This is a genomic window from Rhizobacter sp. OV335 (assembly GCF_900142965.1).
In the GTDB taxonomy this organism is placed as follows: domain Bacteria; phylum Pseudomonadota; class Gammaproteobacteria; order Burkholderiales; family Burkholderiaceae_C; genus Rhizobacter.
Window position 1 is genome coordinate 57,509 of sequence record NZ_FRCQ01000017.1, and the last position, 19,267, is coordinate 76,775.

A 19,267-nucleotide genomic window follows, 5' to 3' on the forward strand; every position below is an offset into this window, starting at 1 on the left:
GAGCGTCCGGGCCGTGCCGGGCCGCTGGTCATAATCGCCGCCACAAGGACAGTGGTGGAGGGCCGATGAACTTCGTCTATGCGGTGCTGGGCGGCCTGGTGGGACTGGCGCTCGGCGGACCAGTCGGTGGGCTGGTGATGTTGATCGTGACGCCACTCGTGGTGTGGCAGATCCGCAAGTCGAAGCAGGCCGAGGCGGCAGCGCCGGCCGAGGAGGCCTGGCCCGAGGTGCCGGACGAGGCTGCGGCCGCGGCACCGGTGGATGCCGCAGTGCAGCCGCTGGATCTTGCGCAGCGCGTGGCGGCGCTGGAGCACGAGGTGAGCGCACTGCGCTTGCAGGTGCAGCGGCTGTCGGGCGGTGACGCAACGGTGGCGGTTGAGCCCCTCTCTGTTCCGATCTCTGTGCCGATCCCTGACCGGGTCCTCGAAATCGACCTTGAACCGCTGGTCGATCCGCGCAGCGTGCCGGCTGCCGCGGCGATGGTCGAGCCGGTGGTCGCGTCGATGGCGGTGCCTGTTCCTGAAGCCATCGTCCCCGAGGCGATCATCGAACCCGCCGCGGCCGCTGCGATCGACGAACCCGCGCCGGCACCGACCTGGACCGAGCCGTCGCGCGCGAACCCGCCGCCACCGCCGCCCCCGGTCGAACCCGCGCTGCCGCTGCGCGACCGCCTGCCACCGTTCCTTGCGCGCTGGATCTTCGGCGGCAACACCATCGTCAAGGTGGGCGTGCTGATCCTGTTCCTGGGCCTCGCGTTCCTGCTGCGCTATGTGGCCGAGCGGGCGACCCTGCCGGTCGAGTTCCGCTACGCCGGCGTGGCGCTGGTCGGCGTCGTGATGCTGGTGCTCGGCTGGCGCCTGCGCGACCGGCGCGATGCGGCCGGCGGCACCGGCTACGGGCTGATCCTGCAAGGGGCAGGTATCGGCGTGTTCTACCTGACGGCGCTCGCGGCGCTGCGGCTCAATGCCTTGCTGCCACCGACAGCGGCCTTCGCGGTGATGGCGGTCGTCGCGGTGCTCGGCGCGGCGCTCGCGGTGCTGCAGAACGCGCCGTGGCTGGCCTACGTGTCGGTGGCCGAGGGCTTCCTCGCGCCGGTGCTGGTGTCCACCGGCGGTGGCAACCACATCGCGCTGTTCAGCTATCTCGCGGTGCTCGATGTCGGCATCTTCCTGATGGCCTGGCACAAGGCCTGGCGGCCGCTGAACCTGATCGGCGCGGTCGGCACCTTCACGCTGGCGGGGGCCTGGGCGCAGGCGCACTACACCGATGCGGTGTACGCCTCGACGCAGGCCTTCCTGCTGCTGTTCTTCGTGCTCTTCACGGTGATCGGCGTGCTGTTCGCGCGGCGCGCGCTGGCGCTTGGCGACGACAGCGTCGCGACCGATCCGCTGGTGGACCGCGCGCGCCAGGCGCTGCGGCAGGTGGGCCGGGTCGACAGCGCGCTGGTGTTCGGCGTGCCGCTGGCCGCTTTCAGCCTGCAGTACCTGATGGTGAAGGACACCGAATGGGGCCCGGCCTGGTCGGCGCTCGGCTTCGCGTTCTTCTACCTGCTGATCGGCGGCGGCCTGCTGCGCAGTGCGCGCATCCGCTATGCGCTGCTCGGCGAAGCGCATGTGATCGTCGGCGTGATCTTCGCGACGCTCGCGATCCCGCTGGCGCTCGAAGGCGCGTGGACCGGCGCGACCTGGGCCGTCGAAGCGGCCGGCATGTTCTGGCTCGGCGTGCGCCAGCACCGGCTGTACACAAGGGCGTTCGCGCTTGCGGTGCTGGCGGGGGCGGTGGTGCGGCTGCTGACGGACCTGTCGATCGACTACGCGGCCGGCACGCCATTGATCGACGGTTCGCTGATCGGCGTGCTGCTGCTGCTGGGCAGCGTGCTCGCGATGTGGCGGGTGCACCATCGCCACCCGGCCGCGCAGCGCGCGGGCTGGGAGCAGGGCAATGACATCGCGCTGCCGTGGCTCGCGGTGGGTGCTGCGGCCTTGCTCGGCTGGATGGTGCTGGTGCCGTTGTGGGCCTCGGTCGCGACGGCGCTGCTCGCGCTGGTGCTGGCCGCGCTCGGGCACCGCTTTGCACTGCGCGTGCTGGCGGCGTGCTCGGGCGCGTTGCACCTGGTGGCGCTGGCGGGCTTGGCGGCGTCGCTGCACCTCGATCCGCAGGACGCCCCGCGCGACGGGTGGCCAGGGTTGGTTGCGGCCTTGCTGGTCGGCGGCAGCCTGCTGGCGACCGCGTGGCTGGAACTGCGTGCTCAATTGCGGGCGATGGACGAGCGCGGCGCCCTGCCGCAATGGTCGCTGGCAAGTGGGGCGGCCTTGCTGGCCGGGCTCGCGGTGGTCGCGCTCGGTCTGCTGTGCGTGATGCCGGCGGAACGGGCCGCGCTGGTGTGGCCGTGGCTCGGTGTCGGTGCGCTGTGGCTTGGCCTGCGCATCGCGCACCCGGCGCTGGCGTTCGGCTGGTTGCTGCTGCAGGTGGGCGCGGCCGTGGCGACGCTCGCCTTCGGGCCGGACCTGCTCGCCCACGCGCCGTTCGGCGATCTGCGCCTGTGGCTGCCGCTGGGCCTCGCGCTGACCGGCTTGCTGGCCGGCGACGCGTTGCAGCGCGCGGCGCGGCCGGAATCGACGGCGGCACTGGCGTGGACGCGGCAGGCGGTCGTGCAATGGGGCATCGTCGGCTGGTCGCTGCTGTGGTGGGGGCTGATGCTGGTGCCGCAGGTGCTGCACCTGCTGCGGCAGGCCGAGGCGCTGGACGGTTGGCCGGCGGCGATGGTCGGCTGCGTGGTCGCGAGCTCGGTGCTCGCGACGATGCTCGCGGGGTGGCGCCAGTGGCGCGTGCTCGGGCAGGCCACGGCACTCACGCTGCCGGCGCTGGTGCTGGTCGCGCTCGGCATGGCGTCGCTCGACGCGATGCCGTCGGCCCACCTCGGCTGGCTCGCCTGGCCGGTCGCGTTGCTGTGGCACGTGCTGTTGCTGCGCCGGCAGGCCGGCTGGTTCGGTGGTGTGCCGTTGCAGGCGATGCATGTGATCGGGCTGTGGTTGTTCGTCGGGCTGGCGTCGACCGAGCTGGCGCTGCACCTGGCCGATGCCAGCGAGCCCGGCTCGGCATGGCGCGTGCTCGGCTGGGTGCCGGTGATCGCCGCGGCGGTGTTCGCGCTGACGCGGCCGACGGTGCTGCGCCGCTGGCCGGTGGTGGATTTCCGCGACGCCTACCTGGTGGCCGGTGCCGCGCCGCTCGCGCTCGGCCTGCTGCTGTGGGTGTGGGCCGCGAATGCGCACGACGGCACGGCCGCGCCGTTGCCGTACCTGCCGCTGCTCAATCCGCTGGAGATCGGCCAGTGCCTTGCGCTGCTGGTGCTGGCGCTGTGGCTGCGCGCGTTGCCGCAGACCGTGCGTGACCAGGTGCCGCCGGCGGTGATCCGCGGCGTGCTGGGCCTGAGTGCCTTCGCGGTCTACACCGGCCTGGTGCTGCGGTTGGCCCACCACGCGGCCGGCGTGCCGTGGGACGAGGCCTCGCTGTTCGAGTCGACGCTGACGCAGGCGATGCTGTCGGTCGCATGGTCGCTGGTCGGCGTGGGGCTGATGCTGCTCGGCCACCGGCGCGTGATGCGCACGGTGTGGATCGCCGGCGCCGGGCTGCTGGGTGTCGTGGTGCTGAAGCTGTTCTTCGTCGAGCTGGCCGACCAGGGCGGGCTGTACCGCATCGTGTCGTTCATCGTGGTCGGCGTGCTGTTGCTGGTGGTGGGGTATTTCGCGCCGGTGCCACCGCGGCGCGCGGCGGCGGTAGAAAGCGAGGTCGCGGCATGAAGGCGGGCTGGATCGTTGCGACGCTGGTCGCGTTGTCGGCCACGGCGGCGGCTGTGCCGCCCTCGGCGCTGCTGAAGCTGGAGGGCGTCGGGCCGTACTACACGCTCGAACTGCCGCTCGCGTGGCAGGTGCAGGCCGGCACGGCCGACCTGCGCGGGCTGCAACTGCGCAATGCGCTGGGCGAGCCGCTGCCGTATGCGTGGGCCGATGCGGCACCGGCGCAGCAGAGCGTGGCGACAGGCAGCGTGCCGGTCTTCAAGCTGCCGGCACCGAAGCCGCTGAAGAAGAAGGATGGGACAGACACGCCCGACGACATGCCGCGCGGCTGGGTGCTGGACCTGCGGGGCGTGAAGGGTTCGGTGATGGAGGTGGCGCTCGCATTGCCCGACAGCGCGAACGGCGTCTGGCCGGTCGCGGTGGAGGCGAGCGACGACCTGACGCAGTGGCGCGCCGTGCGCCGCGAGGTGCAGCTGGTGGCGCTGCAGCAGCAGGGGCAGCGGCTGGACAGCACGGTGCTCGAACTGGGCGGCGTGCGCGCGGCCTACCTGCGGCTGCGCAGCCTCGGCAACGGCCCGGTGCCGGCGTTGACGGGCGCCGAGGTGACGACGGCGACGATCGACTGGCCGCAGCCTGCGCTGCAATGGAGCGAGCCGATCGCGCCGACCGGCTGCGATGCGCAGCATTGCGACTACGCGCTGCCGGCGGTGGCGCTGGAGGCGGTGGAGTTGCTGCCGCACGATGCGAACACGGTGGCGCGTGTCGGCTGGCTGGTGCGGGGCGAGGTGGTGCCGAGGCAGCATGGTCGCCACCACCGGTTGGGCCGGCACCTGCATGCGCTGCGCGACAAGACGCCGGCGCCGCTGCCGGTGGCCGAGCCCGGCTGGCAGCCGCTGGCCGAGGGCAGCGTGTGGTGGCTGCGCTTGCCGACCGGTGAGTCGCGGTCGCCGGCGCAGCACCTGGATGGCGCGGTGTACACGCAGCTGAGGCTGCAGGTGGCCGGTGGCGTGGCGCAGTTCGGCGCGCAGCCGCCGCAGCTGCGCATCGGCGTGCGCGCGCGGACGCTGGTGATGCTGGCGCGTGGTGCGGCGCCGTATCGCACGGCCTGGGTCGAGCCATCAACTGCCGCGCCCGCGATGACGCTCGCCGAGCTGATGCCCGCGCGGCGCGGCGGTGATGCGCTGCCGGCCGATCGGGCAGTGCTGCAGGCGGGTGTGGCAGCGATGGCGTCGCCGGTGTTGAAGGCGGCGTCGGTGCCGGCGGCTGAGCCGACTCCGTCGCGCGCGTGGCTGTGGGGCGCGCTGGTGGCGGGTGTCGCGCTGATGGCGGCGATGGCGTGGTCGCTGTTGAAGGGGCAGGGGAAGGGGGCGGAGAAAGAGGCGGGTTGAGCCACGCGGGCTGGCGATCCGTCATCCGATGGAACCATTGGAGTGATGCAGGCACTCATCCGCCTGTTGAATTCACGGGGGAAGCGGATGGCATCGACGCAGCAGGCGTTCATCTTCAGAGGGGTCAAGATCCCGAAGTCGACGCGGACACCGCCCAACACGCCCCGGGAGTCAGGTGAGCGGCACAGCGAGCAGCGCCACGGGAGCCGCCGGTACCTCGGTCGTTTTTTCCTGACCGCCGCGTCATCACCCAAGAGCGATGATCCGCAGGCGAGGAGTACGCTGCCTGAGCCGTTCGATGGCAGCGCATCGCGGCCTGCCGGAGCCACGGGTCCCCTTCGCGCGCAGACCTGGGACTCGAACGAGGGCTCAGCGCCAGGGTCGTCGCTGCTCGCGTCGATGCTGAAGAGCAGCCCGACGGCGTGGAACCTGCGAACGTCGATCGCGTCGGCGCTCGCTTCGGCAGGCGACGCTGCGGAGTTCACTCGAAATGCCGGCGACTGCGTGAAGCAAGCGGACCAGCTTGCCAAGCAAGGGGCGCTCGATGTCGCGACCCGGTGCCGATTGGGTGATCTCCTGCACCACTGCTATGTGGTGCAGGAGCTTCTCGTGATGGAGAGCCTCGACCCGCTGACCGATGTGATCAACGGTCTGGTGGATGTCGCGGAATTCGATCCACAGCGGCAGAGCGCGGCGAGGCTTGCTGCCGCGAAGCAGATCCTCAGTCGGATCGACGTCCCTGGCGGCGATGCGGATGCCATTGACAAGGCCCGGACCAAGGTGGACGAACTCGCCGCCAAGGTGAAGGGTCAGAAGACGCAGCGGGTATCTGCAGCGCTGCAAGGCTGGGGGCTGAGGCACCGCGAGATCGTCGGGTGCCTGCAGGGCGACGACGCGCTCGAGGCCTTCATCCGTGCGTTCGACGCGTCGGCCTTGCATCCGAAGTTCGAGCGCGGAACCGATGAGACGCTGCGCGTCACCGGCTTCGCACCGATCGTCGGGGCGTCTTCGGCCGATGTTGCTGAGATGGCGAGTGCCGTTGCTGCCCAGGGGAAGCGGTCGTTGGAGCTTCATCTGCTGGCCGCTCACCTCCTGGGGCGATCGTTTGTCGACGAGTACGATGACGCCTTTCAGCGTCTCTTGTCTCGGTGCGCCACGCTGTGGCGAGAGGCTGGCGAAGGCGACGTGTCGAGGCGGACCTTGTTCCGGATCGCTCAGCACGTCCGGTTGTTGATTGACTGCGGATTGATCAGCGGTGCATGGCGATCCAAGAACGCTGCCCGCCTGCTCGAAAAGATCTCGCTGCCGTCCCTCGACGGCAGGCTGATGCGGCTCGATGACATGGCCAGCGTGTGCCGCATCATGCGAGCGGCTGCATCTGGCTGGCGCGTCGCCGGTCATCTGTCGGAGATTCCTCGTGTGGCGGCGGATGTGGCGGCAAGCTGTCCCGGTGGGGGACGCGAGGCGATCGAGCGAGAGATCCAGCGTTGCCACAAGCTCAGCGCCGGTCAGTGGCATCCGAGGTTTCTGGCGAACCTGTCCGATCGACCGGGTTTGCACTCGCAGATCGAGAACGCTTGCAAGATCCTGGAGTCAGCAGCATTTCCGTTCACACCACGGTTCTTTCCCGAGTCATCTGCCTTCTGCTGGGAATCTGCTCCGCCCTTTCGGGGGCATTCGTTCAGCTGGCATGAACACGGAGATGCGTTCATGGCCTTCGCGCACGCCCGGCTGGACAAATCGTTGGAGATGGAGCCGGTGGAGATACAGCAATGGTTCGACATCGTGCAGGTGGATGACCGACCCGGGGTCAAGGACCGGGTGAAGTTGCTCGCATTGACGATGCGCGCGATCAGCAGGTCGAAGGAGCTGCTGGATGGCGGCACGATGCGGGACAGATTGGGTCGGCTCGCGTCGCAACCACGTACCGTCAAGGAAACGCTGGCCTCGTGTGGTATCGACGCGTTCAAGCTGTGCATCGAGGTGGCAGCACACAAGCTGATCGGGCCCGAATCGAACACGGTGCAAGTCTTGCTGAAGCGCATGATGAAAAGCGAGGTGTTCGATGCCATGACCGCCTCTGAACTGGGCAGGCAGATGCTTGACGATCTGCTTGCGCGCACGGCCGCGGATCCGTCTCTGCTCAAGCGCCAATCAATGCGCGAGTTGCTCCGCCTTCTGATCGGTGCCGAGAGCGCTCGCCCGGCCAGCCGCAAGTTGCTGGAGCACCCGGTCCTTCGCGATGCATTGCTCCGATCCGATAAAGATTCCACGCCTGCTGTACTCGAGTGCTTGCTGTTGCTGCCACTGAAGGAGCGGACGCAGCGTGCCACCGAGATGGGATTCACGCCGCCGGCAGATCTGTCCCTCTTGTTCGTACCGGACGACCGAGCCAGGCGCGTTGCGGTGCACCCACTGCTCGTCGGGGAGTTCGCGAGGCCCGGGGCATCCGATCCACGCCTGCGAATCGCCGCGCTGGGTGCGGCGATGGCCGATTCACTGAGCGCGAACATCGCACCGCTGGCCGATGGCCTTCTCCGCCTGCACGAGATGTTTGCGAGCGCAGCACAAGCCGGCTGGCGTGAGCAAGCACAAGGCCTGGCGGATATCGTTCGACTGACGCTGCGGTTGATCCACGAACGCCCTGGCGAAGCGTCACAGGCCTTCTTTCGGCTCTTTCCGCCGTTGAACGACCCCGCGGAGGTCGAATCGACGATCACCTCGCTTGCGGGGCGGGCGATCGCGTCGGAGGGGCGGGTCGTGATGTCGAAGGGCAGGCGGGGGCTGTTCGCGTTTGCAGGTTTGCTGGCCTGCCTCTATCTGATCGAGGAGAAGCCGCTGCCCGTGGCAGAGAGCTTCGAGGCCGCGAGCCTCGCACGGTTGATGTGTGCAGCGCTGTGGCTGGACGCGGGCCACGGTATGCGCTGCAGGCAGCAGCTCGCTCAAGCGCAGCAACACGCCCATCGGGTCCAGCACTGGCTGCTTCCGCCAACCTGGTTCAGTTCGCTGCGGGCCGAGCTGTCCGACGCCAGTGCCACATTGCCCGGCTGAGCGGTGGATTCACAGAGGTGTTTCACAGCTGTTACTCCCCATCCGACGCCCTTGCGGAATAGACACGCTATTGCCGCGCTATTGCCGCTCTCGCCCTGGCGTGGTCCCCGCAGAATCCGTTTTCAGGGATACACCAGCGAGACATCCATGAACTCTGATTCCATCGACCGTTCCTGGCGCGCACTGCCGGCACTGCGTCTGCCGCTGTCGGGCTTCCTGGAGGAACGCGGGCAGGGCGTCGACAACCTGCTGGCCACGCTGGTGCGCCGCATCAACGCCGGCAACCTGGCCTACCTCGGCGTGCCGGCCGACCTGGTGTACCGCCTCGCCTGCCTGTGCAGCCGCTGGTCGCCGGACCTGCAGGAGTTCATCGCGCAGGTGCTGGAGCGCAGCGGCAACCTCGATCACTTCCTGACCCAGCCGGCCGCGGCCGACCACCACCCCGAGATGTACGGCCTGCTCGAAGCCAGCATCACCGCGGCCGAGTTCGCGATGAACGCCGACCACGATGCGCGCAGCCGCAAGCCGCTGCCGCCGATCGTCTCGGAGCTGCAGCAGGTCTGCTCGGCCACCGCGTTCCTGTTCGACCTCGGCAAGGTGTTCAGCGAACACCCGGGGCAAGACCTGCCGCGCAGCGCACGCCGCCAACTGCACCCGCATGCCGACCTGGCACGTTGCTGGCGCAGCAGCTGGACCACGCTCGCACGCCGCAACCCGATCCTCGCCTCCTGGCTCGACCAGGTGGCCAGCCGCCGCTCCGGCGCCACCGCTGCAGTGCGTGCCGCGCGCGCGCTGACGCACAACGCGGTGCGTGCCAGCTGGCGCAGCGACAGCCAGTTGCTGCCGGTCTGACCAAGACCGCCTGAGACGCGGCGCCGGCACCACGGCGTCGCAGGCATGCGGCTTGCCGCCATTCGGGCATCGACCCGAACGGAGTGCGCCATGCCGACCAAGACTTCCCGCAAGACCGCCCAGACCTCCCACAGCGATCGACCGCATGCCGACGACGGCGAAGCGGTGGCCGTGAAGCAGCGCCGCATCCAGTCGGCCCAGGACCGCGAGGACGCGAAGAAGCCGTCCAGCGGCAAGCCGGCCGACAAGGCGCCGGTGCAGGCCGGTGCCAGCCGACAACCGGTGAAGCTGCCGGCGCAGCACATCGAGAAGCCGGGCCTGGAAGCCGAACTCGAGCTGAAGCCGAAGTTCCTGGCCCCGTACTACGAAGGCAGCCACAAGCTGCAGGACAGCGCGGCGCTGATCACCGGCGGCGATTCCGGCATCGGCCGTGCCGTGGCGGTGCTGTTCGCGCGCGAGGGCGCCGATGTCGCGATCGTCTACCTGAACGAGCATGAGGACGCCGAGGAAACGAGGCGCTGCGTCGAGGCCGAGGGCGGCCGCTGCGTGCTGATCCCCGGCGACGTGCGCGATCCGGCGTTCTGCCGGCATGCGGTCGACCAGGCGGTGAAAGCCTTCGGCAAGCTCGACGTGCTGGTCAACAATGCCGCTTTCCAGGAGCACGCCGAGTCGATCGAGGACATCACCGACGAGCGCTTCGACGAGACGCTGCGCACCAACGTCTACGGCTACTTCCACATGGCCCGCGCCGCGTTGCCGCACATGGGCAAGGGCGGCGCCATCATCAACACCGGTTCGGTCACCGGGCTGGAGGGCAGCGCGCACCTGCTGGACTACTCGACGACCAAGGGCGCGATCCACGCGTTCACGAAATCGCTCGCGAGCAACGTGCTGCAGCGCGGCATCCGCGTCAACGCGGTGGCGCCGGGGCCGGTGTGGACGCCGCTGAACCCGGCCGACTCGCCGGCCGAGAAGGTCGCCGAGTTCGGGCAGAACACCGACATGCGGCGCGCCGCACAGCCCGAGGAGCTGTCGCCGGCGTATGTGTTCCTCGCGTCGCCGGCGTGTTCAGGCTACATCACCGGCATCGTGCTGCCGGTGACCGGGAGCGTCGGCGCGATCTGATGGGAACTGGCTTTCGCGGTGGATACTGTATATATTTACAGGATGCCGCAGAAGTTCAATCCCATCCCCTCGCGCCCGCTCATCCAGCCTCTCGTTCCGATGCCCACACCCGGCGCCACCAAGGGCCGGGGCACCGCGTGGGCCATCGAGCACCGCTTCACGACACGGGGCGGCGAAGACTACGACGACGGCTGGGGCACGCTCGAGCAGCAGGCCAGCGAAGAGCACCTGCCGCGGGCCACGCAGATCATCGAGGAGCGGGTCAAGAGCATCCTCGCGAGCAACGACTCGCCCGACGTGCACTTCGACCTGTCGATCAACCCCTACCGCGGCTGCGAGCACGGCTGCATCTACTGCTTCGCGCGGCCGACGCACAGCTACCTCAACATGTCGCCGGGGCTGGATTTCGAGACCCGCATCATCGCGAAGGTCAATGCCGCCGAGCGGCTGCGCGAGGCGCTCGCGAGCCGCGCCTACGAGCCGCAGATGCTGAACATCGGCTCGGCCACCGACGCCTACCAGCCGGTCGAACGCAAGCTCGGCATCACCCGCTCGGTGCTCGAGGTGCTGCACGGCTGCGACCATGCGTTCTCGATCGTCACCAAGTCGTCCGGCGTCGAGCGCGACCTCGACCTGATCGCGCCGATGGCGGCGCGCGGGCTGGCAGCGGTGTACGTGTCGGTGACCTCGCTCGATGCCGAGCTGTCGCGCATCCTCGAGCCGCGCGCCGCGTCGCCGCAGCGGCGGCTGCGCACGATCAGGACGCTGGCCGAGGCCGGCGTGCCGGTGGGGGTCAGCGTGTCGCCGGTGATCCCGTTCATCAACGAGCCCGAGATCGAGCGCATCGTCGAAGCCGCGGCCGAGGCCGGCGCGCGCTCGGCCTTCAGCATCATCCTGCGCCTGCCCTGGGAGGTGAACCCGCTGTTCCAGCAATGGCTCGACCAGCACTTCCCGCAGCGCGCGGCCCGCGTGATGGCGCGCATCCGCGACATGCGCGGCGGCAAGGATTACGACGCCACGTTCAGCAAGCGCATGAAGGGTGAGGGCGTGTGGGCCGAGCTGATCTCGCAGCGTTTCCGCAAGGCCTGCGCGCGCCACGGCATGAACCGGGTGCGCACCGAGCTCGACCTGACGCTGTTCCGCAAGCCGCGCCTGCCGCCGGCGAACGGGCAGCAGGAGCTGTTCTGACTCAGTCTCGAAGGTCGGGCTCGAAGAAGATCCAGCGGATCGACGGGAAGGCGGCGCGCAATCCGGCTTCGACCCGGTTGATCGCCTCGATCAGCGCCACGTCCGACGGCTGCGGCGCCATGCGCGCCTTCACGGCCACCATCACGTCGTTGCCGAGCTGCTGCGTCAGCAGGTTGTAGACCTGGGCCACCTCGGGCTGCGCGGCGATGTGCTCGCGCATCGCGGCCAGCACCGTCGGCTCGGCGCTCTGGCCGACCAGCAGCGACTTGACCTCGGCGCCCACCAGGATCGCGACCACCACCAGCAGCACGCCGATCACGATCGAGCCGATGGCATCCCACATCGGGTTGCCGGTGAGCACCGCCAGGCCGATGAAGCCGAGCGCGGCGACCAGGCCGCCGAGCGCGGCGAGGTCTTCGCCGAGCACGACGATCAGCTCGCTCTGGCGCGAGCGTCGGAACCACTGCCACAGCGTCTGCGTGCCGCGGCTCTTGTTGATCTCGCGCAGGCAGCCCCACAGCGAGACGCTCTCGGCGACGACGCCGAAGGCGAGGATGGCGATCGCGACGCCGGCGTACCGGACCGGCTCGGTGTCGTGCAGCTTGTGCACGCCTTCGTAGATCGAGAACAGGCCGCCCATGCTGAACAGCATCAGCGCGACGATGAAGCTCCAGAAGTAGATCGCCTTGCCGTAGCCGAGCGGATGGTCGGCGGTCGGCGGCTTTTTGGCTTCCTTCAGGCCCCAGATCAGCAGGCCCTGGTTGCCGCAGTCGGCATACGAGTGGATGGCCTCGGCCAGCATCGACGACGAGCCGGTGAAGACGGCGCCGACGGTTTTCGCGATCGCGATCGCGAAGTTGGCGCCGAGGGCGAAGAAGATGGACTTCAGGGAGTCGGAGGAGGCGGACACGGCTTCCCGTCTGGAGTCGTTGGATGTGCGCGGACTTTAACTGGCGGTCGTCACGCATTGGCGCGGAAGGCGTGTGCGGGGAGGCTGTGCGTACCCAAGCCCCCGTTCGCCCTGAGCCTGTCGAAGGGCCCGATCATCCTGAGCTTGTCGAAGGACCTGAGCAGGGACCGAGCTTGTCGAGGGCCCGTCCGTCGAAGGGTTGTGCCCGAAGCGCGCAGGGCCTTCGACAAGCTCAGTCCGACCCTTCGACAAGCTCAGGACGAACGGTGTTGCTTTGCTCGCGCCCATGCCAGGATTGAAGAACCTACCTGCAACGCGAGAACAGGTCCAGTTCGCCGCGATAGAGGCTCGTTCTCGCCCGCATCAAGCCCAGCACGCTCGGCACCAGGTTGTCATGGCTCAGCGCCACATCGCGCTGCCCTTGCAGGCAGCTCATCGCGACACCGGTCGCTGTCTCGGTCTGCGGCGCGAGCCACACCACCATCGGCACGTGCTTCTGCTCGCGCGGCGCGATGCCATAAGGCAGGCCGTGCAGGTACAGGTTGTTCTCGCCGAGCGACTCGCCATGGTCCGACAGGTACAGCAGCGCCGGGTCGTAGCCGCCCGTCTGCTTGCCGAGCCAGTCGATCGCCTGCCCCAGCACGCTGTCGGTGTAGGCGATCGAGTTGTCGTACGCATTCAGCAGCAGCTGCCGCTCGCACTGCTGCAGAACGTTGGTCGTGCACTCCGGCACGAAAGGCTTGCGGCCCGCCGGCGAACGCTTCGAATACGCCGGCCCGTGGCTGCCCATCTGGTGCAGCACGAGCACGACGCCGTGTGCGCGGCGCTCGGCCGGCAACGCGGCCAGCCGCTGGTCGAGCCCGTGCAGCAAAGCCTCGTCCAGGCACTCGCCGCCGTCGCACAGCCCGGCCGGCATCGGCGCGGCGCCGGGCGCCGGCCGGTACGCATCGTCGTGCGGCACGCGCTCGCACAGGCCCTTGCAACCCGCCTGGTTGTCCAGCCACAGCACCGCCAGCCCGGCCCGCTGCAGCACGTCGAGCACGTTCTCGAAATCCTGGTCGCGCGACTCGTAGGCCTGCTTGCCCAGGTGCGAGAACATGCAGGGCAGCGAGGTGGCCGTGCTGGTGCCGCAGGACGTCACGTCGCTGAAGCTGACGACCCCCCGCGCGGCCAGCGCCGGCGTGGTCGCCCGCCCGTAGCCGTTCAGCGCGAAATGATCGGCCCGTGCCGTCTCGCCGACCACCAGCGCCAGCAGCAGCGGCTTCGCGCCGGGCGCGGGCGGTGCGAGCGCCACGTCGGCGCCGATCACCACCGGCGGCCCGGCCGGCCGGGCGTTGGCGTCGTGCACCAGCATGCCGAGCGCATAGAACGAGTTCAGCGGATTGATCTTGTAGCGCAGCGTGTTGTGGGTGCGCATGGTCGATGCGAGGTCGGCGAACAAGGCCCCCGCGACCCCCACCATCACGACCACCGACACGACCACGCCGATCAGGTTGCGGCCGAGTTGCCGCCACGCGCCCGGCGCCTGCAGCGGCCGGCCCCACAGCCAGGCCAACGGCAGCAGCGCGATCACGATGACGCTCGCCGCCATGCGCAAGCTCAGCAGGTCGCGCGTCTCGCGCAGGTCGGTCTGCAGCACGTTGGTCATCATCGTGCTGTCGATCACGACGTTGTAGGTGCCCATGAAATGCGCACCGAACGCCGCCGCCAGCAGGAAGAGGCCGATCGCCGGCTTGATGCTCCAGCGCCAGGCCAGCAGCGCCAGCACCAGCGTGGTGAGGCACGCGACGATCACGCCGAACGCAACGATGAAGAGCGTGCCGCGCGCGCCCTGCATCTCGGGCAGCGCCTGCAGCGATTGCCACAGCGGCCAGTTCGCGAGGGCGGCGATCCACACGCCGGCGAGCACCGCCAGCGTCAGCGGATTCCAGGTGGATCGGTGCGGGGAGGGGGGGAACAGTGCCCGGTTGCGGCGGCCAAGGTGCATGCGCGAATTGTCGCGCAGGCGGATGAGGCGAAGCTTAGGGCCAGCGCGTCAGGGCGCGTCGGCCGGCGCGGCCGCTTCGGCCTCGGCGGGCGCACCACGCTCGCGCAGCGTCAGCGCGCCGGCCTGGCGGCCGCTGGCCTGCCCGAGCGACGGCATCGCGCTGCCGGCGTAGCGGCTGCGCAGCGCCTCGACCCGCTCCTGCAGCGGCGCGGCATCGGCGATCTTCTCGTGGTGGCGCTGCAGCGTCATGCGCGCCATCTCGATCAGCTTGCCGTTCAGCGTGCGCTCGCCGTGCGCCAGCAGCAATTGCACCGCACCGCGGTGGTCGCCCGACAGCGTGTGCGACACCGCCTGCTCGGCCATCTCGTTGATGTGCTGCTGCGCATCGCGCACGCGCTGCGCATGCGGCGGATGGCTGGACGCGGTGCGCGCCAGCAGCTCGGCCAATCCCTTCGCGCTCGCGAAACGCAGCGCCAGCGCGTCGACCCAGTCGTCGGCGCCGTCCAGCTTCAGCTCGGCGGCGGTCAGCTGCGACACCATGCTCAGCACGTTGCACGCCGCCTCCATGTCGAGGCCCGGTTCGCGCAACTCGCGCGTGATCTCGCGCACCGCGGCGATGGCCGCGCCGAGCTGCTTCTGCAGCATCAGGTTGAACACCTCGACCACCGCGGCGAAGCGCTGCAGGCGCCGGCTCTGCGGCACCTTCTGCAGCGCATGCTGCAGGTTGTCGAGGCAGCGCTGCAGGCCCTTCGAATCGCGCTGGTGGAAGCGCGTGAAGGCCAGCAGCACCAGCGTCTGGTAGTCGAACATCTTCGAGCTGATGCCCACCGAGGCGGCGCGCTCGAGCATGCGGCCCGCCTCGTCGCGATCGCCCATGTAGAAGGCCAGCATGCCGTGCTTCTGCAGCCGGCTGATCGAGCCCGGCGTCAGCGCGGTGGCGCGCTTGTAGGTGTCGAGCGCGCTCTGCAGGTCGCCTTGCTCGACCTGCACGCGGCCCATCACGTCGTAGGCGTCGACGAAGCTCGGGTGGTCGCCGATCAGGCTTTCGAGCGTGCGCAAGGCCGGGCCCGACTGGCCGGCGTCGAGCTGGCTGCGCGCGATGCCCAGGCGCGCCCACGGGATCGCGCCGGTCTTCTGCACCGCCTCGAACATCGCACGAGCCTCCTGGTGCTTGTTCACGCGCAGCAGCAGCTCCGAGCCGATGCGCGCGGCGTACAGCCAGTACGGGCCACGCTGCTCGAAGCGGGCGGCGCACAGCGCGGCGCCGCGTTCGAAGTCGCCTTCCTCGATCGCGAGGAAGATCTCGCCCAGCGATTTCTTGCGGCGGCGCGCCTGCATCAGGCGTTCGCCGAGCGCGGTCGCGGTGTGGGGTTTCAGCAGGTAGCTGTCGAGCGCCGACTCGGCGGCATCGGCCACCAGCGCGTACGAGGCTTCGCTGGTGACGATGATGAAGACGGTGGACAGCGGCAGCAACTGGCTGCGCCGCAGGTCGTCGAGCAGGTTCTGGCCGGAGTAGCCGGTCGCGCTGAAGCTGTGCTCGCACAGCACCACGTCGAACGGGCGGGCTTCCAGCTGCTTGCGGGCGTCTTCGATGCGGCCGCATTGCACGACCGTGCCGACGCCGAAATCGCGCAGTTGCGCACAAAGAATGCTGCGCGAGGTCGGGTTCGGGTCAATGACCATCGCCCGGCACTGCGCGATATCACGGTCAAGCGGAGCCATCCCCCCATATCGGCCGGGTGGGATGGCCGCTTGAGTGCGGTCCTACTTGAACAGGTCTTTCACGTGATCGGTCCAGCTCTTGGCATTCGGCGAATGCTTGCCGCCCGACTTCGCGAAGGACTCTTCCAGCTCCTTCAGCAGCTTGCGCTGGTGCTCGGTCAGCTTGACCGGCGTCTCGACGCTGATGTGGCAGTACAGGTCGCCCGGGTAGCTGGAGCGCACGCCCTTGATGCCCTTGCCGCGCAGCCGGAAGGTCTTGCCGTGCTGGGTGCCCTCGGGCAGCTCGATCTCGGCCTTGCCGCCCAGCGTGGGCACCTCGATGCCGCCGCCCAGCGCCGCCAGCGTCAGCCCGACCGGCACGGTGCAGTGCAGGTCGTCGCCGTCGCGCTCGAAGATCTCGTGCTGCTTGATGCGGATCTCGATGTACAGGTCGCCGGCCGGGCCGCCGTTGGTGCCCGGCTCGCCGTTGCCGGCCGAGCGGATGCGCATGCCTTCGTTGATGCCGGCGGGGATCTTCACCTCCAGCGTCTTGGTCTTCTTGATCTTGCCCTGGCCGTGGCAGGTGACGCACGGCTCGGGAATGATCTTGCCGGTGCCGTGGCAGTGCGGGCAGGTCTGCTGGATGCTGAAGAAGCCCTGGCGCATGTGCACCGTGCCGGCGCCGTTGCAGCTCGGGCAGGTCTTGGCGCTGGTGCCGGGCTTGGCGCCGCTGCCGTGGCAGGTCTCGCACTCTTCCCAGCTCGGGATGCGGATCTGCGTCTCCTTGCCGCGCGCCGCTTCTTCAAGCGTGATCTCCATCGCGTAGCTCAGGTCGCTGCCGCGGAACACCTGCTGGCCGCCACCGGCGCCACGGCGCTGGCCGCCACCGCCCTGGCCGCCGAAGATGTCGCCGAAGATGTCGCCGAAGGCCTCGGCGAAGCCGCCGAAGCCCTCGCCACCCTGGCCGCCGGGGCGGAAGCCGCCGGCGTTCGGGTCGACGCCGGCATGGCCATACTGGTCGTAGGCCGCGCGCTTCTGCGCGTCGGAGAGCATCTCGTAGGCCTCCTTGACCTCCTTGAACTGCTCTTCCGACTTCTTCGCCCCGTCGCCCTGGTTGCGGTCGGGGTGGTGCTTCATGGCCAGCTTGCGGTAGGCCTTCTTGATGTCCTCCTCGGTCGCGTTCTTCGCGACGCCGAGGACTTCGTAGTAATCACGCTTTGCCATGGGTATTCACGCTTGGAAATGCAAATCCCCCGTGCACCGGACACGGCCCACGGGGGTCTGAAGAAGCCGCGGCAGTGCCTTACTTCTGGTCTTTCACTTCCTTGAACTCGGCGTCGACGACGTTGTCGTCGGCCGGCTTCGACGAAGCCGCCTCGGCGTGCGGTTGCTGCGCGCCGCCACCCGCCGCCGCGCCCGCGCCGGCTGCCGCCTGGGCGGCCTGCGCATCGGCGTAGACCTTCTCGCCCAGCTTCTGGCTGGCGGCCATCAGCGCTTCGCTCTTGGCCTCGATGGCCGCCTTGTCGTCGCCCTTCAGCGCTTCCTCGGCGTCCTTCAGCGCGGTCTCGATCTTTTCCTTCTCGCCGGCGTCGAGCTTCTCGCCATGCTCGCCCAGCGACTTGCGCACGCTGTGCACCATCGCATCGGCCTGGTTGCGGGCCTGCACGAGTTCGAGCTTCTTCTTGTCCTCGGCGGCGTTCAGCTCGGCGTCCTTCACCATCTGCTGGATCTCGGCCTCGCTCAGCCCGGAGTTGGCCTTGATGACGATCTTGTTTTCCTTGCCGGTGCCCTTGTCCTTGGCGCCGACGTGCAGGATGCCGTTCGCGTCGATGTCGAAGCTCACCTCGATCTGCGGCGTGCCGCGCGGCGACGGCGGGATGCCTTCGAGGTTGAACTCGCCCAGGCTCTTGTTGCCCGAGGCCATCTCGCGTTCGCCCTGGTACACCTTGATGGTCACGGCCGGCTGGTTGTCGTCGGCGGTCGAGAAGGTCTGCGCGAACTTGGTCGGGATGGTCGTGTTCTTCGTGATCATCTTCGTCATCACGCCGCCCAGCGTCTCGATGCCCAGGCTCAGCGGGGTCACGTCGAGCAGCAGCACGTCCTTGCGGTCGCCGGCCAGCACCTGGCCCTGGATCGCGGCACCGACGGCCACGGCTTCGTCGGGGTTCACGTCCTTGCGCGGTTCCTTGCCGAAGAACTCCTTGACCTTCTCCTGCACCTTGGGCATGCGGGTCATGCCGCCGACCAGGATCACGTCGTCGATCTTGTCGACGGCCACTCCGGCATCCTTGATGGCGGTGCGGCACGGCGCGATGGTGCGCTCGATCAGCTCTTCGACCAGCGATTCGAGCTTGGCACGCGTGAGCTTGATGTTCAGGTGCTTCGGACCCGAGGCATCGGCCGTCACGTAGGGCAGGTTGATGTCGGTCTGCGCGCTGTTCGACAGCTCGATCTTCGCTTTCTCGGCCGCTTCCTTCAGGCGCTGCAGCGCGAGCACGTCCTTCGACAGGTCGACGCCTTGCTCTTTCTTGAACTCGGTGATGATGTAGTCGATGATGCGCTGGTCGAAGTCTTCGCCGCCCAGGAAGGTGTCGCCGTTGGTCGACAGCACCTCGAACTGCTTCTCGCCGTCGACGTCGGCGATCTCGATGATCGACACGTCGAAGGTGCCGCCACCCAGGTCATACACCGCGATCTTGCGGTCGCCCTTCTCGTTCTTGTCGAGGCCGAACGCGAGCGCCGCGGCGGTCGGCTCGTTGATGATGCGCTTCACGTCGAGGCCGGCGATGCGGCCCGCGTCCTTGGTGGCCTGGCGCTGGGCGTCGTTGAAGTACGCCGGCACCGTGATCACCGCTTCGGTGACGGCTTCGCCCAGGTAGTCCTCGGCGGTCTTCTTCATCTTGCGCAGCACTTCGGCGCTGACCTGCGGCGGCGCGAGCCGGTTGCCGCGCACCTCGACCCACGCATCGCCGTTGTCGGCCTGCGCGATCTTGTAGGGCATCAGGTCGATGTCCTTCTGCACTTCCTTCTCGGTGAACTTGCGGCCGATCAGGCGCTTCACCGCATACAGCGTGTTGCGCGGGTTGGTGACGGCCTGGCGCTTGGCAGAGGCACCGACGAGGATCTCGCCGTCTTCCTGGTAGGCAATGATCGACGGCGTGGTGCGCGCACCTTCGCTGTTCTCGATCACCTTGGTGGTGTTGCCTTCCATGATGGCCACGCACGAGTTGGTGGTGCCGAGGTCGATGCCGATGATTTTTGCCATGTG

11 protein-coding genes are annotated in these 19,267 nt (G+C 68.8%); 6 read left to right on the plus strand and 5 right to left on the minus strand.

Features of this window, described 5'->3' with window-relative positions:
- The first annotated feature begins 65 nt into the window (after positions 1-65).
- The 6 genes from BUE42_RS18080 to BUE42_RS18105 all read left to right on the plus strand — a co-directional run bounded on the left by BUE42_RS18080 (position 66) and on the right by BUE42_RS18105 (position 11,401).
- Positions 66-3,800 carry a DUF2339 domain-containing protein gene (locus tag BUE42_RS18080; RefSeq protein ID WP_235002424.1) on the plus strand — a complete coding sequence of 1,245 codons (3,735 nt, stop codon included), beginning with the start codon at positions 66-68 and terminating at the stop codon, positions 3,798-3,800.
- Positions 3,797-5,185, plus strand: coding sequence for a DUF3999 family protein (locus BUE42_RS18085; protein ID WP_073466651.1), 1,389 nt, complete (start codon positions 3,797-3,799; stop codon positions 5,183-5,185). Before BUE42_RS18080 ends, BUE42_RS18085 begins: the two co-directional genes overlap by 4 nt.
- 45 nt (positions 5,186-5,230) lie before the next feature.
- Complete coding sequence (locus BUE42_RS18090; protein WP_143171581.1) at positions 5,231-8,236, plus strand: hypothetical protein; 3,006 nt, start codon at positions 5,231-5,233, stop codon at positions 8,234-8,236.
- Between the two features lie 147 nt (positions 8,237-8,383).
- Positions 8,384-9,088, plus strand: coding sequence for a hypothetical protein (locus BUE42_RS18095; protein WP_073466653.1), 705 nt, complete (start codon positions 8,384-8,386; stop codon positions 9,086-9,088).
- Positions 9,089-9,178: 90 nt separating this feature from the next.
- Positions 9,179-10,213 carry an SDR family oxidoreductase gene (locus tag BUE42_RS18100; protein WP_083614241.1) on the plus strand — a complete coding sequence of 345 codons (1,035 nt, stop codon included), beginning with the start codon at positions 9,179-9,181 and terminating at the stop codon, positions 10,211-10,213.
- Positions 10,214-10,312: 99 nt separating this feature from the next.
- Positions 10,313-11,401, plus strand: coding sequence for a PA0069 family radical SAM protein (locus tag BUE42_RS18105; protein ID WP_073466713.1), 1,089 nt, complete (start codon positions 10,313-10,315; stop codon positions 11,399-11,401).
- Position 11,402: 1 nt separating this feature from the next.
- Here BUE42_RS18105 and BUE42_RS18110 read toward each other — a convergent pair whose 3' ends face one another.
- The 5 genes from BUE42_RS18110 to dnaK all read right to left on the minus strand — a co-directional run bounded on the left by BUE42_RS18110 (position 11,403) and on the right by dnaK (position 19,264).
- Positions 11,403-12,311, minus strand: coding sequence for a cation diffusion facilitator family transporter (locus tag BUE42_RS18110; protein WP_073466654.1), 909 nt, complete (start codon positions 12,309-12,311; stop codon positions 11,403-11,405).
- 304 nt (positions 12,312-12,615) lie between these two features.
- Positions 12,616-14,298, minus strand: a complete 1,683-nt coding sequence (locus BUE42_RS18115; protein ID WP_073466655.1) for a phosphoethanolamine transferase — start codon at positions 14,296-14,298, stop codon at positions 12,616-12,618.
- Positions 14,299-14,346: 48 nt separating this feature from the next.
- Positions 14,347-15,981: a response regulator gene (locus BUE42_RS18120; protein ID WP_235002426.1), complete on the minus strand. Its 1,635-nt coding sequence runs from the start codon at positions 15,979-15,981 to the stop codon at positions 14,347-14,349.
- 81 nt (positions 15,982-16,062) lie between these two features.
- On the minus strand, positions 16,063-17,223 hold the full coding sequence (dnaJ, locus tag BUE42_RS18125; RefSeq protein ID WP_073466657.1) for a molecular chaperone DnaJ: 1,161 nt from the start codon (positions 17,221-17,223) through the stop codon (positions 16,063-16,065).
- Positions 17,224-17,302: 79 nt separating this feature from the next.
- Entirely contained in the window at positions 17,303-19,264 is a 1,962-nt protein-coding gene (gene dnaK / locus BUE42_RS18130) for a molecular chaperone DnaK (RefSeq protein ID WP_073466658.1), read from the minus strand.
- Positions 19,265-19,267 lie beyond the last annotated feature (3 nt).